At 62.3% G+C, this 17789-nt stretch carries 17 protein-coding genes and 2 tRNA genes; 16 read left to right on the forward strand and 3 right to left on the reverse strand.

Annotation, left to right across the window (positions count from 1 at the left end; translation table 11 throughout):
• Window positions 1–135 precede the first annotated feature (135 nt).
• From AC1DUR_RS17155 to AC1DUR_RS17190, 8 genes are all read left to right on the forward strand, one after another.
• On the forward strand, window positions 136–504 hold the full coding sequence (locus AC1DUR_RS17155) for a hypothetical protein (protein ID WP_477717340.1): 369 nt from the start codon (window positions 136–138) through the stop codon (window positions 502–504).
• Between the two features lie 191 nt (window positions 505–695).
• A complete protein-coding gene (locus AC1DUR_RS17160; RefSeq protein ID WP_477717341.1) occupies window positions 696–1703 on the forward strand; it encodes a D-2-hydroxyacid dehydrogenase family protein in 1008 nt (335 codons plus the stop codon).
• Between the two features lie 236 nt (window positions 1704–1939).
• The gene (locus AC1DUR_RS17165; RefSeq protein ID WP_477717342.1) at window positions 1940–3457 is read left to right on the forward strand and encodes a 3-hydroxyacyl-CoA dehydrogenase; all 1518 of its coding nucleotides are present in this window, start codon (window positions 1940–1942) and stop codon (window positions 3455–3457) included.
• A 177-nt stretch (window positions 3458–3634) separates the two neighbouring features.
• Window positions 3635–4414, forward strand: a complete 780-nt coding sequence (locus AC1DUR_RS17170; protein ID WP_477717343.1) for an oxepin-CoA hydrolase, alternative type — start codon at window positions 3635–3637, stop codon at window positions 4412–4414.
• A gap of 296 nt (window positions 4415–4710) precedes the next feature.
• A complete protein-coding gene (locus tag AC1DUR_RS17175; RefSeq protein ID WP_011483871.1) occupies window positions 4711–5436 on the forward strand; it encodes a Crp/Fnr family transcriptional regulator in 726 nt (241 codons plus the stop codon).
• Between the two features lie 4 nt (window positions 5437–5440).
• Window positions 5441–6532, forward strand: coding sequence for a phosphotransferase family protein (locus AC1DUR_RS17180; RefSeq protein ID WP_477717344.1), 1092 nt, complete (start codon window positions 5441–5443; stop codon window positions 6530–6532).
• 55 nt (window positions 6533–6587) lie between these two features.
• On the forward strand, window positions 6588–7847 hold the full coding sequence (locus tag AC1DUR_RS17185) for an acyl-CoA dehydrogenase family protein (RefSeq protein WP_477717345.1): 1260 nt from the start codon (window positions 6588–6590) through the stop codon (window positions 7845–7847).
• A gap of 291 nt (window positions 7848–8138) precedes the next feature.
• Window positions 8139–8843, forward strand: coding sequence for a glutathione binding-like protein (locus tag AC1DUR_RS17190; protein WP_477717346.1), 705 nt, complete (start codon window positions 8139–8141; stop codon window positions 8841–8843).
• A gap of 26 nt (window positions 8844–8869) precedes the next feature.
• Here AC1DUR_RS17190 and AC1DUR_RS17195 read toward each other — a convergent pair whose 3' ends face one another.
• From AC1DUR_RS17195 to AC1DUR_RS17205, 3 genes are all read right to left on the reverse strand, one after another.
• The gene (locus AC1DUR_RS17195; RefSeq protein WP_477717524.1) at window positions 8870–9883 is read right to left on the reverse strand and encodes a TRAP transporter substrate-binding protein; all 1014 of its coding nucleotides are present in this window, start codon (window positions 9881–9883) and stop codon (window positions 8870–8872) included.
• Between the two features lie 233 nt (window positions 9884–10116).
• Window positions 10117–10193: transfer RNA gene (locus tag AC1DUR_RS17200), tRNA-Arg, on the reverse strand.
• 57 nt (window positions 10194–10250) lie between these two features.
• Window positions 10251–10327: transfer RNA gene (locus tag AC1DUR_RS17205), tRNA-Pro, on the reverse strand.
• 279 nt (window positions 10328–10606) lie between these two features.
• On the opposite strand from AC1DUR_RS17205, the gene AC1DUR_RS17210 reads away from it, so the two are divergent.
• The 8 genes from AC1DUR_RS17210 to AC1DUR_RS17245 all read left to right on the forward strand — a co-directional run.
• Entirely contained in the window at window positions 10607–11005 is a 399-nt protein-coding gene (locus AC1DUR_RS17210) for a DUF488 domain-containing protein (RefSeq protein ID WP_477717347.1), read from the forward strand.
• Window positions 11006–11102: 97 nt separating this feature from the next.
• A complete protein-coding gene (locus AC1DUR_RS17215; RefSeq protein ID WP_477717348.1) occupies window positions 11103–11594 on the forward strand; it encodes a flavodoxin domain-containing protein in 492 nt (163 codons plus the stop codon).
• Between the two features lie 109 nt (window positions 11595–11703).
• Window positions 11704–13290 (forward strand): benzoate-CoA ligase family protein, encoded by a 1587-nt coding sequence (locus AC1DUR_RS17220; RefSeq protein WP_477717349.1) that lies wholly within the window; start codon window positions 11704–11706, stop codon window positions 13288–13290.
• A gap of 169 nt (window positions 13291–13459) precedes the next feature.
• The gene (locus tag AC1DUR_RS17225) at window positions 13460–14647 is read left to right on the forward strand and encodes an ABC transporter substrate-binding protein (protein ID WP_477717350.1); all 1188 of its coding nucleotides are present in this window, start codon (window positions 13460–13462) and stop codon (window positions 14645–14647) included.
• 212 nt (window positions 14648–14859) lie between these two features.
• The gene (locus AC1DUR_RS17230) at window positions 14860–15489 is read left to right on the forward strand and encodes a LysE family translocator (protein WP_477717351.1); all 630 of its coding nucleotides are present in this window, start codon (window positions 14860–14862) and stop codon (window positions 15487–15489) included.
• Window positions 15490–15498: 9 nt separating this feature from the next.
• Window positions 15499–16362 carry a branched-chain amino acid ABC transporter permease gene (locus tag AC1DUR_RS17235; protein ID WP_477717352.1) on the forward strand — a complete coding sequence of 288 codons (864 nt, stop codon included), beginning with the start codon at window positions 15499–15501 and terminating at the stop codon, window positions 16360–16362.
• Complete coding sequence (locus AC1DUR_RS17240; RefSeq protein ID WP_477717353.1) at window positions 16359–17381, forward strand: branched-chain amino acid ABC transporter permease; 1023 nt, start codon at window positions 16359–16361, stop codon at window positions 17379–17381. The genes AC1DUR_RS17235 and AC1DUR_RS17240 overlap by 4 nt, the downstream gene beginning before the upstream one ends.
• A partial coding sequence (locus AC1DUR_RS17245) for an ATP-binding cassette domain-containing protein (RefSeq protein ID WP_477721766.1) occupies window positions 17374–17789 on the forward strand: 416 nt, incomplete at its 3' end. The genes AC1DUR_RS17240 and AC1DUR_RS17245, both read left to right, overlap by 8 nt.

Consider the following 17789-nt stretch of genomic DNA (forward strand, 5'->3'; position numbering starts at 1 on the left):
TCGCACGACAGGTGGCGGGCGTTTGGTCATTGATTGGCCAACACCCTGGCGTTGCGGCCCCACTGGCGATTTAGCCAGCCCGAAATCCTGCCTGTAAACATTGGGGCGCAAGCCTCTCTAATTCAGGAGTTCATCATGGGAATCGTCAGTTTTTCAAATTCACCCGTATTCTCGGTTTTGCTTGCCCCCATGCAGGCCCTGGCGGCGTGGTTTGTGCCTGCGCAGTCCGCTTCAGACCCGTTTTCCGCCCCGGCCCGCACCCGGCGCACACCCCATCAGCTGGCCGTGCCCTTCAAGCCTGGCAGCACTCCCTCCCGGCGGTGCGCGGCCGCCGCACATGCCGCGGCAGCAAAAACCTCCGCCACCAGCCGCTTGAAGGTGGTGCGCGAGTTTGACGCGGCCGTCGGCCCCGCTTGCGCTGGCCGCATGGTCATATCCGGTCGCATGTCTGACGTCTGTGCAGAACTCGAGCGCATGGCTCAACGTGAGACCGCAGTCCAGTAAAGCCGGTGCGCCTTTGACACTTTGAGCCTGCCACGGCCGTTAGCCCACGGCACCGTGGCACCGTGGCGCCGCGCACTCATCGGCCCCTGAACTGCAGGGGCATGGGGAACAGGTTTCCTTCCGATACAAGTTGACGGCTTTCAGGCGCCACGGTTCGGAGGGAAGAAAAATCTTGCAGGCACAATATCGGCATGAATATTGTGATCCTCGATGACTATCAGGATGCCGTGCGAAAACTGAACTGCGCGGCCAAACTGGATGCATACCCTGCCAAGGTCTACACCAACACGGTCAAAGGCATAGGCCAGCTGTCCGTCCGACTCAAGGATGCCGATGTAATCGTGCTGATTCGCGAACGGACGCAGCTGAACAGGCAGGTAATTGAAAAACTGCCCAAACTCAAGCTGATTGCCCAGACCGGCCGCGTTGGCAGCCATATTGATATTGCAGCCTGCACCGAGCGCGGCATTGCGGTGGCGGAAGGCATTGGGTCACCGACCGCACCTGCCGAGTTGACCTGGGCACTGGTGATGGCTGCGATGCGCCGCATTCCCCACTACGTATCACACCTGAAGCACGGCGCCTGGCAGCAAGCCGGCCTCAAGGCCGCCTCCATGCCGCCCAATTTTGGCATTGGCTCAGTTCTCAAGGGCAAGACACTGGGGGTGTGGAGCTACGGCAAGATCGGACAAATCATCGCCGGCTATGGCCGGGCGTTTGGCATGCGAGTGATCGTCTGGGGGCGGGAAGCATCGCGCGAACGGGCGCAGGCTGACGGTTTTGAAATTGCCGACAGCAAAGCCGAATTTTTTGAGCAAAGCGACGTGCTCAGTTTGCATCTGCGTCTGCATGATGAAACACGCGGCATCGTGACCCTCGAAGATTTGTCACGCATGAAATCAACTGCCTTGCTGGTCAATACCTCGCGGGCCGAGTTGATCGAGCCTGAGGCCCTGATTGCCGCGCTCAACCGCGGACGCCCCGGACTGGCGGCTGTCGATGTCTTTGAGTCCGAACCGATTTTGCAAGGCCACGCACTGCTGCGCCTGGAAAACTGTATCTGCACACCCCATATCGGCTACGTGGAGCAAGACAGTTATGAAATGTATTTCGGGGCGGCCTTTGACAATGTCGTGAACTTCATCAAGGGAACGCCGACAAACATCGTCAACCCCGGTGCCCTGCAAGTGCGCCGCTGATTTGCCCTGATGCCGGGTACTGCCAGCACTGGGCCAACGCTGGCACGGGAGGCCGGATTCAATGGCCTCCAGCCTCAGCCGGAATCCGCTTTTTTTCTGTTGCCCGGGTTTCTCCCTCAAGATATCCTGCGGCTGTGCCACCGGCGCATGCCAGAGGCAGTCGCAGCCGGGCATCTTCTCGCGAGCAGGATTGCGGCACAGTCCTGTCGTTTGCGCCTGCGTAATAATCCTTTTCCATGAAACCAATTTACAAAACCGTTGGCATTGTTGGCACAGGTGCCATGGGCCGTGGCATTGCCCAGATTGCCACGCAAGCCGGGAGCGTCGTCAAGTTGATGGACAACCAGGCGGGCGCGGCGGAAAAGGCGCGGGAGGCCATCTGCGCGCAGTGGGACAAGCTGGTGGAAAAAGGCCGGATGGAAACCACCGCTGCGGCCAGCCACAAGGCCAGCCTTCTGACGGCCGGCACGCTGGCCGATCTGGCGGACTGCGAACTGATTGTGGAAGCCATTGTGGAGCGGCTGGACGTCAAGAAAGCCCTATTCGCCGAACTCGAGACCATCGTGTCGGCGCATACCGTGCTTGCGACCAACACCTCGTCGCTGTCCGTGACCGCCATTGCGGCCGCGCTCAAACACCCGGAACGCTTCGCCGGCTACCACTTTTTCAATCCCGTTCCGCTGATGAAGGTGGTGGAGGTCATCGCCGGCCTCAAAACCGATGCAGCCGTGTGCAGCGCATTGGCCAGCCATGCCCGCCAGATGGGGCACACGCCGGTGCAGGCCCAGGACACTCCCGGCTTCATCGTCAACCATGCGGGGCGGGGCTATGGCACCGAAGCGCTGCGCATCGTCAGCGAAGGCGTGGCTGATTTCGCCACCATAGACCGCATCCTGCGGGACCAGGCCGGCTTCAAGCTGGGCCCCTTCGAGTTGATGGACCTGACCGCGCTGGATGTGTCGCATCCCGTGATGGAGTCCATTTACCACCAGTACTACGAGGAAGCGCGCTACCGCCCCAGCGTCATCACGGCGCAACGGCTGGCGGGCGGCATGCTTGGCCGCAAGACCGGCGAAGGTTTTTACCGTTATGCCGACGGTGTCATGCAGCTTCCGGCCGAAGCACCTGTGCCCCAGGTCGCAGAAATGCCGCCGGTCTGGGTTTCGCCCAGAGCATCCCGGCGCTCGGAATTGCTGCAATTGCTGAAAAATCTCGGCGCCAAAATCGAAACGGGCCAGTCCGCGTCGCCCCAGGCCCTGGTGGTGGTGGCGCCCCTGGGGTTTGACATCACCACGGTGGCCGTGGTGGAGCGGCTGGACCCGGCGCGTACCGTGGGTATAGACATGCTGATTGATGACGCGGCGACCCGGCGGCGGGTCCTGGCCACCAACCCGGCCACCCGTACCGACATGCGCGACGCCGCCCATGCCCTGTTCGCCCGGGACGGCAAGGCGGTGAGCGTGATACGGGACAGCGGCGGATTTGTCACGCAGCGCGTCGTGGCCACCATCGTCAACATTGCCAGCGACATCTGCCAGCAAGGCATCTGCAGCCCGAAAGATCTTGAAACTGCCGTGACGCTGGGGCTGGGCTACCCGCTCGGGCCGCTCGCCATGGGCGACCGCTACGGGCCCACCAACGTGCTGGAGGTGCTGTTCAACATGCAAACCGTCTACGGCGACCAGCGCTACCGCCCTTCCCCGTGGCTGCGCCGCCGCGGCGCCATTGGCCTGAGCCTGATGCATGAGGAGTGAAACACCCCCGTCGGATGGGAATGAATCACCCCCTTCGGATGCTCACTTCGTGTAGCACCTTCCCCCCTCCAGGGGGCGGCGCCTGCGGCCTGGCAAAGCCAGTTCCGCGGCCCCCACTGGTGGCAGACCTGCGAATTGCGGCCTTCGTGGCCAACTCAACACCCCGAAAGAACTGACATGGCAGGCGCAATCAAAGGTACCAGTGAGGGCCAGACCCTTATCCTGACGATCAGCAACCCGGAGTTCAGGAATGCCCTGGGTCCCGACATTTACGCGGCGGGCATTGAGGCGCTCAACGCCGCCGAAAACAATCCTGACATCCGCAGCGTGGTCATCACCGGCGAGGGCGCGATCTTCTGCGCGGGCGGCAACCTGCAGCGCCTGCAGGCCAACCGGCGCGAGGCACCCGAGGTCCAGGCCCAGAGCATCGAAGGGCTGCACAACTGGATTGACTCGATCCGCACCTATCCCAAGCCCGTGATTGCAGCGGTCGAAGGTGCGGCGGCCGGGGCCGGCTTTTCGCTGGCACTGGCCTGCGACTTTGTCGTCGCCGCAAGCAACGCTGTCTTTGTGATGTCCTACAGCACGGTCGGGCTGTCTCCCGACGGTGGCGGCAGCTGGAGCCTGGCGCGCTCTCTGCCGCGCGCCCTTGCCAGCGAGCTGCTCATGGGCGGCGAACGCATCAGCGCCCAGCGCCTGCATGACTTTGGCCTGGTGAACAAGGTCGCATCCGCGGGCGACGCCCTGAGTGAAGCGCTCAGGATGGCCGGGCAACTCAATGCGCGCGCGCCCAATGCGCTGGCCAGCATCAAGGAGCTCATCAATGAGGCGTCCTCAAACACCCTGAGCCAGCAACTGGCCTGCGAGCGCGACCATTTCGTGCGCAACCTGCACCACAGCAATGGCGGCGAGGGCATCGCCGCATTCCTGGAAAAGCGCACACCGCAGTACCGCTGAGGAGCCGCCGGTTTTGCTCCGCCAACCGGTGACGGTAATGCATGGCCAGACGGATGGCAAAGCGCAGTGGCAGAACTTGCTTTGCATGGGAAGCGATAGCCCAAAAGATGAGGCTCATCTGCAGCGCGCTCGCCCCGCCACACCGGGATTACGGGAGTCCCGGCCGCATCGGGCGTGCCTGCGTGACAGGTTAGAACAGCGAGTTCCCCCCGCGACGCCGAGGTGACAGCGGGGTGGCGCAAGGGGCGTGCCTGGGGTGACAATGGTGGTCTTGTTAGTCACTTAAAAGACAGGCCATGGACGATCCTATTCTTACGATAGATGAAAGAGCGGCCATCAACAGTGGTCGATGGTTTTCATCACTGTCCCCGTCCCTGAGGCACGACATCCTGCGATGCGCTTACGTCAAACGCTACAAAGACGGCGAACTGATTGCCGCCCGCGGCGATCCGCCGGAAGAATGGATTGCCTGCGCGAAGGGAGCCGTGCGCGTAAGCTCCACCTCCCTCTCGGGCAAGCAGATCACCCTGACCTATGTCGAGCCAGGCATCTGGTTTGGCGACGTGGCGATTTTCGACGGCGACCGCCGCACGCACGACGCGTATGCGCACGGCGACACCACGATCCTGTGCGTGGCCAAGGCCGATTTCAGAAAAATTCTGGCGGCCCATGTGGAGCTCTACGAGGCCATGCTGCGGCTCCATGCACGCCGCCTCCGTCAGCTCTTCGGCCTGGTGGAAGACCTCAACACCCTGCCCCTGCGGGCCCGGTTGGCCAAGCAGCTGTTGCACCTCGTGCGCTGCTACGGCGTGCCCAGCCTGGCCGACGGCCAGGAAATACGTATCGGCCTGCAGCTGGCCCAGGAGGAGTTGGCCCAGTTGCTGGGAGCCTCCCGCCAGCGCGTCAACCAGGAGCTCAAGTCCATGGAGCGCGAGGAGGCCATCCGCATCGAGCCAGGGGGCCTGGTGGTGCGAAACCGCGAAGCCCTGATGCGCATCTCCGAAGCCGATATGGACAAATAAGCCCATGAGCAATTTCGATCATTTTGTAGGCACTCGGGCCGTTTCCGGGCAGCAGGTCTTTGACATCGACGTCCTCAGCACCTATCTGAAACAGCACCTCGAGGGTTTCGAGGGACCGCTGACCGTCGAGATATTCAAGGGTGGCCAGTCCAACCCGACCTACAAGCTGATCACACCGGGGCGGTCTTATGTCATGCGGGCCAAACCGGGCCCCGTGGCCAGGCTGCTGCCGTCGGCCCACGCGGTGGAGCGCGAATTCAAGGTCATGCAGGGTCTGCAGGGCACCGACGTGCCCGTCGCCAGAATGCACTGCCTGTGCGAAGACGAGTCCGTGATCGGGCGGGCTTTTTATGTGATGGAGTTCGTCGAGGGCCGGGTCCTCTGGGACCAGTCCCTGCCCGGGATGACCAACGCCCAGCGCGGCGAGATCTATGACGAGATGAACCGCGTGATCGCCGCCCTGCACACCGTGAAGTTTGCGGAACGGGGCCTGGCCGATTACGGCAAGCCCGGCAACTACTTTGAGCGCCAGATTGGCCGCTGGAGCAAGCAGTACGCTGCCTCCATTACCCAACCGATTCCCGAGATGGATTCGCTGATCCAGTGGCTGCCAGCCAATATCCCTGCCGGCGCGCGCGATGACAGCATGGTCTCCATCGTGCACGGCGACTTCCGGCTCGACAACCTGATGTTTCATCCCACCGAGCCGCGCGTGCTGGCAGTGCTCGACTGGGAGCTGTCCACCCTGGGCCATCCCTTGGCAGACTTCAGCTACCACTGCATGGCCTGGCACATACCACCGGGCGCGTTTCGCGGCATTGGCGGCCTGGACGTCGCCAGCCTGGGCATTCCTTCGGAAGCCGAATACATCCGCCGTTATTGCGAGCGCACCGGCCTGGCCACACCCGAAGCCCTCAAGGCCGACTGGAACTTTTACCTGGCCTACAACCTGTTTCGCCTCGCCGCCATTTTGCAGGGCATTGCCAAACGGGTGGAAGCCGGTACCGCCTCCAGCGCGCAGGCGGTCAGCTCGGCAGCGGGCGCACCGCTGTTGGCCAAAATGGCCTGGGGCTTTGCGCTTGAAAGCCAGCGCTGACGCTGACGCTGGCAATTTTTTTACCCCCTCACCAACACCCCCTGCAGGAGACATCATGGATTTCAGCTACACCCCCAAGGTCAAGGAACTGCAGGCGCGCCTGTTGAAGTTCATGGAGGCGCATGTCTACCCGAACGAAGCCCGCTTCTTTCGGGAAATCGCCGAAAACCGGGCCAAGGGAAACGCCTGGATTCCCACGGCCATCATTGAAGAGCTCAAACCCAAGGCACGCGCCGCCGGCCTCTGGAACCTGTTTTTGCCGCACTCCCCGCGCGCGCCTGAAGGCCTGTCCAATCTCGAATACGCGCCCCTGTGCGAAATCATGGGCCGCGTGCCGTTTGCAGCCGAGGTGTTCAACTGCTCGGCACCCGACACCGGCAACATGGAGACCATTGCACGCTACGGCTCCGAAGCCAACAAGGACCAGTGGCTGGACCCGCTGCTCAAGGGCGAGATCCGCTCGGCCTTCCTGATGACCGAACCCGAGGTCGCCTCGTCCGACGCCACCAACATCCAGTGCCGCATTGAACGCGACGGCGACGACTATGTTCTCAACGGCCTCAAGTGGTGGTCGTCCGGCGCGGGCGACCCGCGCTGCGCCATCTACATCGTCATGGGCAAGACCAACCCCGATGCCGGCCGCCATGAACAGCAATCGATGATCCTGGTGCCCGCCAGCACACCAGGCATCACGGTGATTCGCCCGCTCTCCGTCTTTGGCTACGACGACGCACCGCACGGGCATATGGAGGTGCGATTGACCAATGTGCGCGTGCCCGCCGCCAACCTGCTGCTCGGCGAGGGCCGCGGCTTTGAAATCGCCCAGGGCCGGCTTGGCCCCGGACGCATTCATCACTGCATGCGCAGCATCGGGATTGCCGAGCGCGCGCTCGAGTTGATGTGCAAGCGCCTGAACACCCGCACCGCCTTCGGCAAGCCGATCGCCCGCCAGTCGGTGTGGGAAGAGCGCATTGCCGAAGCCCGCTGCATGATCGAGCAGGCCCGCCTGCTGACGCTCAAGGCCGCCTTCATGATGGACACCGCGGGCAACAAGGTCGCCAAGGCCGAGATTGCCATGATCAAGGTGGTGGCGCCCAACATGGCCTGCCAGATCATCGACTGGGCCATCCAGGCGCATGGCGGCGGCGGCGTGTCGGACGATTTCCCGCTGGCTTACGCCTATGCGCACCAGCGGACACTGCGCCTGGCCGACGGGCCGGACGAAGTGCACCGCGCATCCCTGGCCAAGCTGGAACTGGCCAAACATCTGGCGATGCCTGGTGACATCGACATGCCGGTGACGCGCGGCGCCTGAGCCGCTTCGGGTTTTTGACGGGCCCGGCGCCATACAGCCCATGGCTGCCGACGGCTTATTTGTGTGTTGCGCGGCGCGCCCATGTCTGTCCAGAGCGCAAATGTCGCCAAATGTCGGCTCGCGTTTCAGGACCGTTTCAGGGCCATTTGAGAAACAGCGCCCCTCCAGGCCACGCAGCGAATATCCGCGCCGCAGGACATCCGCATGTTTCAGAGCCGCTCCAACAGGATTTCTGCTTTTCTTTTACAGTGCAGCAGGCACCCTGGTACCAAAGAAAACACGGAAACACCAATGATCAACGTTTACTCATGGCCCACTCCCAATGGCCACAAAGTCCATATCATGCTCGAGGAGTGCGGCTTTCGCCTCGGCCGTGACTGGCAGGCCTTTCCGGTCAACATCGGCAAAGGCGACCAGTTCAAGCCGGACTTTCTCGCCCTCAGCCCCAACAACAAGATTCCCGCACTGGTCGACCCCGATGGCCCGGACGGCAAGCCCATTTCACTGTTTGAGTCCGGCGCCATCCTGCTCTACCTGGCCGCCAAAACCGGCAAGCTGCTGCCGAAAAGCGACCGGCTCAAATTCCAGGTTTTGCAATGGCTGATGTTCCAGATGGGCAGCGTGGGCCCCATGATCGGCCAGACCCACCACTTTCGCCAGTACGCACCCGAAAAGATCGACTACGCCGTCAACCGCTACACCAATGAAACCAGGCGGCTCTACGGCGTGATGGACAGGCAGCTGGCCACCAGCAAATTCATCGCCTGCAACCAGTACACCATTGCCGATGTGGCCATCTTCCCCTGGCTGCGCAACTGGGCCAACCATGGCATCGACTGGGCCGACTACCCCCACCTGAAAAAGTGGTTCGACCTCGTCAGCGCCCGCCCGGCCGTACAGCGCGGCGTACAGGTGTTGGCGGACCTGCGCCGCCCGCTCACGGGCGACAAGGAACGCGACATCCTGTTTGGCAAGACACAGTACGCAAAGCGGTAACTGCGGGGCCGCTGAGGCCGCCGTCCTTATCGCACGGCGGCGTCCAGGGTAGCCTGAACGAGGTCCGCGCCGGCTTTTTGGCGCACGCTGTCGACGATACCTTCCGTCGCCTTGCGCATGTCGGCCCGGAACGAAGGGCGCACGGGTTCAAACTTCATGCCCCTGTTTGCCAGATCGACAATCGCGCCGATATCTTCCGCGGCGGCAGAGGTCCGCTGCGCGATGACCGCCTTGGTGGCCGCGTCCTGAATGATTTTCTGGTGCTCCGGCTTGAGCGCTTCGAACCTTTGCTTGTTGGCGACCAGCACGATGAAATCGAAAAAATGCGAGGTGTTGGTCAGGTACTTCTGCACCTCATGGAAGTTCCGGTCCCGGATCACGGCAAAGGGGTTCTCCTGGGCATCCAGCGCACCGGACTGCAGCGCGCCATAAACCTCCTTGATGTCCATCTTCACCGGGTTCGCGCCCAACGCCTGAAACGTCGCGATATGGATTTCATCCGGCTGCAGACGCAGCTTCAGCCCTTTCAGATCAGTGATCGAGCGGACTGGTCGCTGGCTGTTGGTCAGCTGACGTGGCCCCAACTCCATGAAGCCCAGGGGTAAAAAACCTTTGGCGGCGAACTTGCCTCCCAGCATGGCGCCAACCTTGCCGTCGACGACCTTAAAGGCGATCTGACGGTCGGTAAACAGAAATGGAATGCTGAGTACCGACAGCTCCGGGACCGTGCGCGAAAGGTAGGCCGTCGAGATCCAGGTCATGAACAGCTTCCCGCTGCGAACCTGGTCCACATTGTCCTGGGCACTGCCCAACTGCATGGCCGGGAAGACCTCGACCTGGATCTGCCCGATGGAGACCTTTTCGACGTCCAGCTTGAACTGGGCCATTGCCAGGCTGCTGGAGTGATTCGCCGCGAAGTTTCCCGCAACGCGCAGTGGCTCCGCGAAGGCCGAACCCAAAGCCAGCAAAGCCAGGGCGGCCCACGCCGGCACAAGCCTGATGACCTTCCAGCCGCCAGGCCGGGATATTGAACTTCTCATGAGAGTATCCTTCCTTGATTGAACACTCTCAACATTAAAGTAAACAATTATGTCGACAACAATGTACTCAAAAGTTAAAGCTGTTTGCCGCAAAAGTGCATCGACAAGCAAGCCAAAACCAGCCAGGAAGCGCTGTAAGGCGGACGATCCGTGAGATTTAAGGGAGCAGGAAAGAGGTCAGGCGGGAGGAGGATGAAGCGCAGCGAATGCCACGGCACGCTGGCCCGGTGCCGTGGCCTGCCCGGAGGGGATCGAACCCCCGACCCTCAGCTTAGAAGGCTGATGCTCTATCCAACTGAGCTACGGGCAGGTATGAAACGCAGATACAAAAAAAGCCCACACAGGTGAGCTTTTTTGATGAATTCGTTGGTCGGAGTACAAGGATTCGAACCTTGGACCCCCTGGTCCCAAACCAGGTGCGCTACCAGACTGCGCCACACTCCGACTAGTCTGCTATTGTAGCGCGGACAGAGGCGATTCTGCAGGCACCGCGTATTTTTTTGCAATCTCTCATGCCGGAAAGATGCCGGACAGCGCCCGCACCGCCACAAGATGGGCTCTCACACCGGAATAATCGAACTGTGGATTCGAAACGCCTTGAAGGCCTTGGACCCGACAGGGCTTCGAACCGATTTCAGCTTCAAATAGTGTTGCTCCAAAAAAAACCGCTGTCCGCAACGCTTGGCCCGACAGGAGGCCAGACCGCAAAACGAGGAGACTGGCATGACTGTGAGGATCGTCAAATTGGGTACAGCCCGCGGCGCCGACGAAGGCCTGCGCATAGGCACGGTCCGAAGACCTCCCCGCGGCGTCCCCAAAAGCCAGTTCTCGTCACAAAATTGGTACGACGTCTGGTACCCCAACCTCGCGCCGAGCGTGGAAACCATGAAACTGGGCCAGTCTGCCCAGTCCGGCCCGGAGGGTGACCGCGACTGGGTCGTTTTCAGAAAGAAATACCGCGCCGAGATGGCCGAGCCGGATGCCAGCCGCAGCCTGGACCTGCTGGCCGCGCTGTCGCAGCGCACCAATTTTTCCGTGGGCTGTTACTGCGACAACGAGGCGCGCTGCCACCGCTCGCTGCTGCGCGAACTGCTCGGCGAACGCGGCGCAAATATCGCTTAAAAATATCGCTTAACCTTGATGCTCGAGCCGACTGGCGCGAATGCCGCGGTGCGCTGTCTTTGACAACTTGCCACATACTTTTTCCGGAGATTATTCGATGAAGCTCAAAATCCTGGTGGGCACCGTGACCAGCACCGCCGACCATGTGGCACAGGCAATTCAGATGGATTGCGCAGACCTGGTGAGCGGCATCGACATCCAGTTGATGGACGCACTGGACATCACGACCTTTGATGCCGCCCAGGCAGAAGATGCGCTTTATCTCATCTGCACCTCCACTTATGGTGCGGGCGATGTCCCGGACAATGCCCGCGCCCTGTATGAATCACTGGGCTCCCAGCCGCAGTTCCTGGGCCAGGTGCGCTACGGCGTGATCGCGCTTGGTGACAGTGCCCACGCGCAGACATTCTGCTTTGGCGGCAAGCAATTTGACGAGCGCCTGCAGGATCTTGGCGCTCAGCGCATCGGCGAGGTCTGGTGTCACGACGCCAGCAGCGGCACCGTGCCCGAAACGGAGGGCACCGAATGGTGCCGCCAGTGGCTCGCCGAAGCGTTGCAAGCCGTGGGGAGCAGCCCGGCCACCGCCTGAGAACAGGAAAACCGTGACTCGCCCCTCGTTGTTGCTCTGTCTTTGTTCTCTCTCGCTCTTGATTAACAGGTGAAATAAGCGATACAAATAGAAGTAACCGGAGACACGCATGCAACTGAGTCGCGCCGATCATTCGGCAAGCCCTCCCCTGGTGGACATACCCCGCGACTACAACGCCGCGCACGACCTGCTCGAGCGCAATGCGCAGCGCCCCGACAAGGTCGCCTTCATCAACGGCCTGAGTGGAGAGCAACTTACCTACGGCGAACTTGCCGCGCAATCCCGGCGCTTTGCCAATGCCTTGCGGGACCAGGGCTTCGCGCCCGAAAGCCGCGTCATGCTGGCGATGCTGGACACGCCCCAGTGGCCTGTCGCATTCCTGGGCTGCATCCTGGCCGGTGTGGTCCCCGTCGCTGCCAACACCTTGCTCACCAGCCAGGATTTTGAATTCATGCTGCGCGACTCGCGCGCCCGGGGGCTCATCGTCTCGCAGGCCCTGCTGCCGGCGTTTGAACCGCTGTTGGGCAAGGTGGAAACACTCAAGACCGTCATCGTCGCGGACGCCGAAGATTCCCCAACCTACCCCACGGTAAGCCAACTGGTGCGTAACGCTTCAGCCACAAAAACCGTCGCGGACACCTGCGCCGACGAGGCCTGCTTCTGGCTGTATTCCAGCGGCTCCACGGGTGCGCCCAAGGGTACGGTCCACCTGCACAGTCACCTGATCCAGACAGCCGAACTCTATGGCCGGGCGGTGCTGGGAATCCAGGAATCGGATGTGGTGTATTCCGCTGCCAAACTGTTCTTCGCCTACGGCCTGGGCAATGCGCTGACCTTCCCGATGAGCGTGGGCGCCACCACAGTGCTGCTGCCGGCACGCCCCACACCGGCCGAGGTGTTTGGGGTGCTCAGGAAATACCAGCCCACCATCTTCTACGGCGTACCCACCCTCTATGCCGCCCTGCTGGCAGACCCGGCCCGGCCGGCGAAATCCGAACTCCGTTTGCGCATTTGCACCAGCGCCGGCGAAGCCCTCCCTGCCGAGATTGGCAAGAAATGGACGGCGCAGTATGGCTGTGACATCCTGGACGGGATTGGCTCGACGGAAATGCTGCATATTTTCCTGAGCAACCGGCCCGGCGAAGTGCGTTACGGCACCACCGGCCAGGCCGTGCCGGGCTACTCGCTGCGCATCGTGGCCGACGATGGACACGAATGTGGCGTCGGCGAAATCGGCGAGCTTCAGATCAACGGCCCGAGCGCTGCCCTGATGTACTGGAACAACCGCGCCAAAACCAAGGCCACCTTTGCCGGCGAATGGACCCGGAGCGGCGACAAGTACACGTGCGATGCCGACGGCTTCTACACCTACGGCGGACGCAGCGACGACATGCTCAAGGTGGGCGGCATTTATGTCTCACCGTTCGAGGTGGAAGCCTGCCTCATGAGCCACGCGTCCGTGCTCGAGGTCGCGGTGATCGGGGTGATGGACGCCGACCAGCTGGTCAAACCCAAGGCTTATGTGGTGATGAAGTCCGGCCAGAGCGCGACCGCCGAGGAGCTGCAGGCCCACGTCAAGCAGCTGCTGGCGCCCTACAAGTACCCGCGCTGGATAGAGTTTGTGAACGAGTTGCCCAAAACTGCGACCGGCAAGATACAGCGCTTCAAGCTGCGCCAGACCCAGCAAGCCAGATAAAGGCTGCGGAAGATTGTTCAAACTGCTTGAAGCAGCTTCAAACGGGCACGGCAATTGCTTTAGACATAAACAATTTAATCTTCAATCTCGGGTTTTACACTAGGGCTGCAGGCGCACCGCACCCTTAATATCCGTCTGGTACGTTTCCGTCTCAACCAGGAGTTTTTCCATGACCTCACGCCGACTCGTTTTGACCCGCAGTGCTGCCGTTATCGGCGCCGCATCCACTGGCCTGCTGCTGCCCGAAATCGTGCGCGCACAGTCCGGCAAGGTGCGTGTGGGCTTCATGCTGCCCTACACCGGCACCTTTGCCCAGCTCGGGGTGGCCATTGAAAACGGCTTTCGCCTGGCGATCAATGAGCAAGGCGGCAAGCTGGGCGGGCGCGAGATCGAGTACTTCAAGGTCGACGACGAGTCCGAGCCCTCCAAAGGCATTGAAAACGCCAGCAAGCTGGTGCAACGCGACAAGGTCGACGTGCTGGTCGGCACGGTGCACTCCGGTGTGCAGATGGGCATCCAGAAGGTCGCGCGTGACAGCGGCGTACTGAGCCTGATTCCCAACGCCGGTGTGCATGCCGCCACCCGCAGCCTGTGCGCACCCAATGTGTTCCGCACCTCCTTCAGCAACTCCCAACCCACCCGAGCACTGGGCCAGGCCATGATTGCAAAGGGCCATAAAAAGGCCGTGTGGATCACCTGGAAATATGCAGCCGGCGACGAGGCCTTTGAAGGCTTCAAGGAAAGCTACACCGCGGCCGGCGGCACCATCATCAAGGAACTGGGCCTGCCCTTCCCCAACGTTGAATTCCAGGCGCTGCTGACCGAAATCGCCGCACTCAAGCCTGATGCGGTGGCCTGCTTCTTCGCCGGCGGCGGCGCCGCGAAGTTCATCCGCGACTATGCAGCGGCAGGCCTCAAAGGCAAGATCCCGCTCTACGGCTCCGGCTTCCTGACCGAAGGCGTGCTGGACGCGGCCGGTCCTGCCGCGGACGGCATCATCACCACCATGCACTACAGCGACTCGCTGGACACACCGCGCAACAAGAAATTCCGCCTCGACTACGCCAAGGCCTTCAAGGCGCAACCGGACGTGTACGCCGTGCAGGGCTATGACACCGGCCTGCTGCTGATCCAGGGCGCCAATGCCGTCAAGGGCGACCTGGCCAACAAGCCAGCGCTCTACAAGGCCATGGAAGGCGCCACCATAGACAGCCCGCGCGGCAAGTGGACCATGAGCAAGTCGCACAACCCGGTGCAGGACATGTACCTGCGTGTGGTGGAAAACAAGGAAAACAAGGTGCTCGGCGTTGCGGCCAAGGCACTGGCCGACTCCGGTGCCGGCTGCAAGATGGGCTAGGCATGGCCCCCACGGTCGCTCACTGCGTGTAGCTCCCTGCCCCCCGCGGGGGCCGCTGCGCCTGCGGTCTGGCAAAGCCAGCCCCGCGGCCCCTGCCGGGATGAAGAGCCCCCACGCTCGTTCACTGCGCGCAGCTAGCTGTTCTGCCTCTTTTTTTAACAAACTGGTACGGCGCGTGCTTGCCGTCTTGTAGCGATGCTATCTTCACCACCATGACGCTCACCACCTACCTCCTCTACGTCGCCGCGGTCGCTCTGCTGATTCTCACGCCGGGTCCCACCATGCTGATGTGCATGACGAATGCGCTCAACCACGGCCCGCGCAAGGCCATGACTTCCGCCGCGGGAAGCGTCGCCGCAGTGCTGTGCGTCATGCTGCTGTCGGCCATGGGCCTGGGCGCGCTGCTGGCGGCGTCTGAAACCGCCTTCACCGTGGCCAAGGTCATTGGAGCGGCGTATTTGATCTGGCTGGGGATCAAGACTTTTCGCAGCGAGGCGGCCGTGTTTGACGGCACGGCCAGCGAAAGTACGCCCACGCAGCGCCGCTCGTTTTTCCTGCGCGGTTTTCTGGTCGGCGCCAGCAACCCCAAGGCAGTGCTGTTTTTTGCGGCCTTTTTCCCGCAATTCCTGAACCCCGCTGCACCCTTTGTGCCGCAATTCGCCATCCTCGCCCTCACCTTCATGGCCTTTGAATTCACGGTGCTCACCTGCTGCGCGCTGGGCGTTTCACGCATCGCGCCTTTGCTGCGCTCCAGCCGTGCCGTACGGTGGTTCAACCGCGGTTCGGGCAGTCTTTTCACGCTCATGGGCAGTCTTTTGTTGCTGACGCGCCGGCACACCTGAAACCGATTTATGGATTTAGCCAACTTCCTCATTCAGCTGCTCAACAGCGTGCAGTACGGCCTCTTGCTGTTCATGCTGGCCGCCGGCCTGACCCTGATCTTCGGCATCATGGGCGTGGTCAACCTGGCGCACGGCAGCTTCTACATGCTGGGCGCCTACCTGGCCTGGTCGCTCAGCGCCCAGTTCGGCAGCCTGACCCTGGCCATCCTGGGCGGCGCCGTGCTCGCCGTTATTTTTGGCCTGGCGCTCGAATGGCTGCTGTTTCGCCACTTTTACCAGCGCGACCACCTCGACCAGGTGCTGCTGACCTTCGGGCTGATCTACATCTTTGAAGAGCTGCGCTCCATCCTCTGGGGCGACGACGTGCACGGCGTGACCATTCCCGAGCTCCTCGGCGCCTCCATTCCCCTCACGGAGAATTTGTCCTACCCGGTCTACCGCCTCTTCATGTCCGGCGTCTGCATCGCGCTGGCGCTGGGCCTGTACGGGCTGATCTCCAGGACCCGCCTGGGCATGAAGATACGCGCCGGCGCCTTCAACCGCGAGATGGCCGAGTCCCTGGGCATCAACATCAAGCGCATCCACGCCCTGGTGTTTGCCCTGGGCGTCGGCCTGGCGGCGGTCGCCGGCATGATCGCCGCACCGATCGCCAGCGTCTACCCCAACATGGGCTCGCAGGTGCTCATCATGTGYTTTGTGGTGGTCGTSATCGGCGGCATCGGCTCGGTGCGCGGCGCGCTCATTTCTGCGCTGCTGGTCGGGCTGGTCGACACCTTCGGCAAGGTCTTGCTGCCCTCGGTGGCCGGCATGCTGGTCTACATGCTGATGGCCGGCGTACTGCTGTGGAAACCTGAAGGGCTGTTCAAGCAATGAGCGCACAAAAATCCAATCTTGAAGTCCTGCCGCGCGGCGTGCAGGTGGCGCTCGTGCTGGGCCTGATCGCCCTGCTCGCCTTCCCCTTCGCCGGCACCGACTTCTACACCCAGATGGTGACCCGCATGATGATCATGGCGATCTTTGCCATGAGCCTGGACCTGCTGCAGGGCGTCACCGGCCTGGTCTCGCTGGGCCACGCCGCCTACTTTGGCCTGGCCGGCTATGCCCTGGCCTTCCTCACCCCGCAGGGCGAGGCCGTCAGCCTGTGGTGGACCCTGCCGCTGGCGGTGCTGGCCTCGGGCCTGGCGGCGCTGGTCATCGGCTTTTTTGTGGTGCGCACCCACGGCATCTACTTCATCATGGTCACCATGGCCTTTGCCCAGATGGTGTTTTACCTGTTCTTTGACAACAAAATCCTGGGCGGCTCCGACGGTCTCTACATCAACTTCAAGCCCAGTGCCGAACTCTTTGGCTGGACGCCGTTTGAGCTGGACGGCAAGCGCACGCTGTACTACTTCACGCTGGCCACCTTGCTGGCGGTCTATGCCTTCTTGCGGCGCCTGCTGTGGAGCCCGTTTGGCCGGGCGCTGGCCGGCATCCGCGTCAACGAGCACCGCATGCGGGCCATGGGCTATGGCACCTTCGGCTACAAGCTGGCGGCCTTCACCCTGGCCGGCGCGCTGGCCGGGCTGGCCGGCTACCTGTGGGGCACGCAGACGGGCTACATCAACCCGGAGCTGATGGGCTTTCACATGAGCGCGCACGCCATCATGATGGTGATCCTGGGCGGCATGGGCAACTTTGCGGGCGCCATCGTCGGCGCCTTTGCCTTTGAATACCTGCTGCACCTGTTCAAGGACTTGCCCACCCTCGAGGTATTGGGCAGCGTCAATCTGGGCAAACACTGGCAGCTCTGGATGGGGCTGTTCATCGTGCTGCTGGTGACCTTTGCGCCGCGCGGCCTGCTCGGGCTGGCGCAAAAGTTCATGAAGCGCAAGGAGGCCGACCATGGCTGAACTGCTGCTGTCGGCAAAGAAGCTGACCAAACGCTTTGGCGGGCTGGCGGCGGTGAACGACGTGTCGGTCGATCTCTGGCGCAACCACATCCATGCGGTGATCGGCCCCAATGGCGCGGGCAAGTCGACGCTGACCAACCTGCTGTCGGGTGATTTGCCGCCGAGCTCGGGCACGGTGATGCTGGGCGGGCACGACGTGACGGGCTGGCGCCCGGAGAAGATCTCCGGGCGCGGCCTGGGGCGCAGCTACCAGAAGACGAATATCTTCCTGCCCTTCACGGTCTGGGAGAACGTGCGGCTGGCCGCGCAGTCGCGCGAGCCGCATGCCGGGCGCTGGCTGCAGCGCGCCGGCCGGATGGCCTCCATCAACGGCCGCGCCGAACGGGCGCTGGAGCTGGCCGGGCTGCA

It is taken from the genome of Polaromonas sp. P4_F4 (assembly GCF_056401355.1).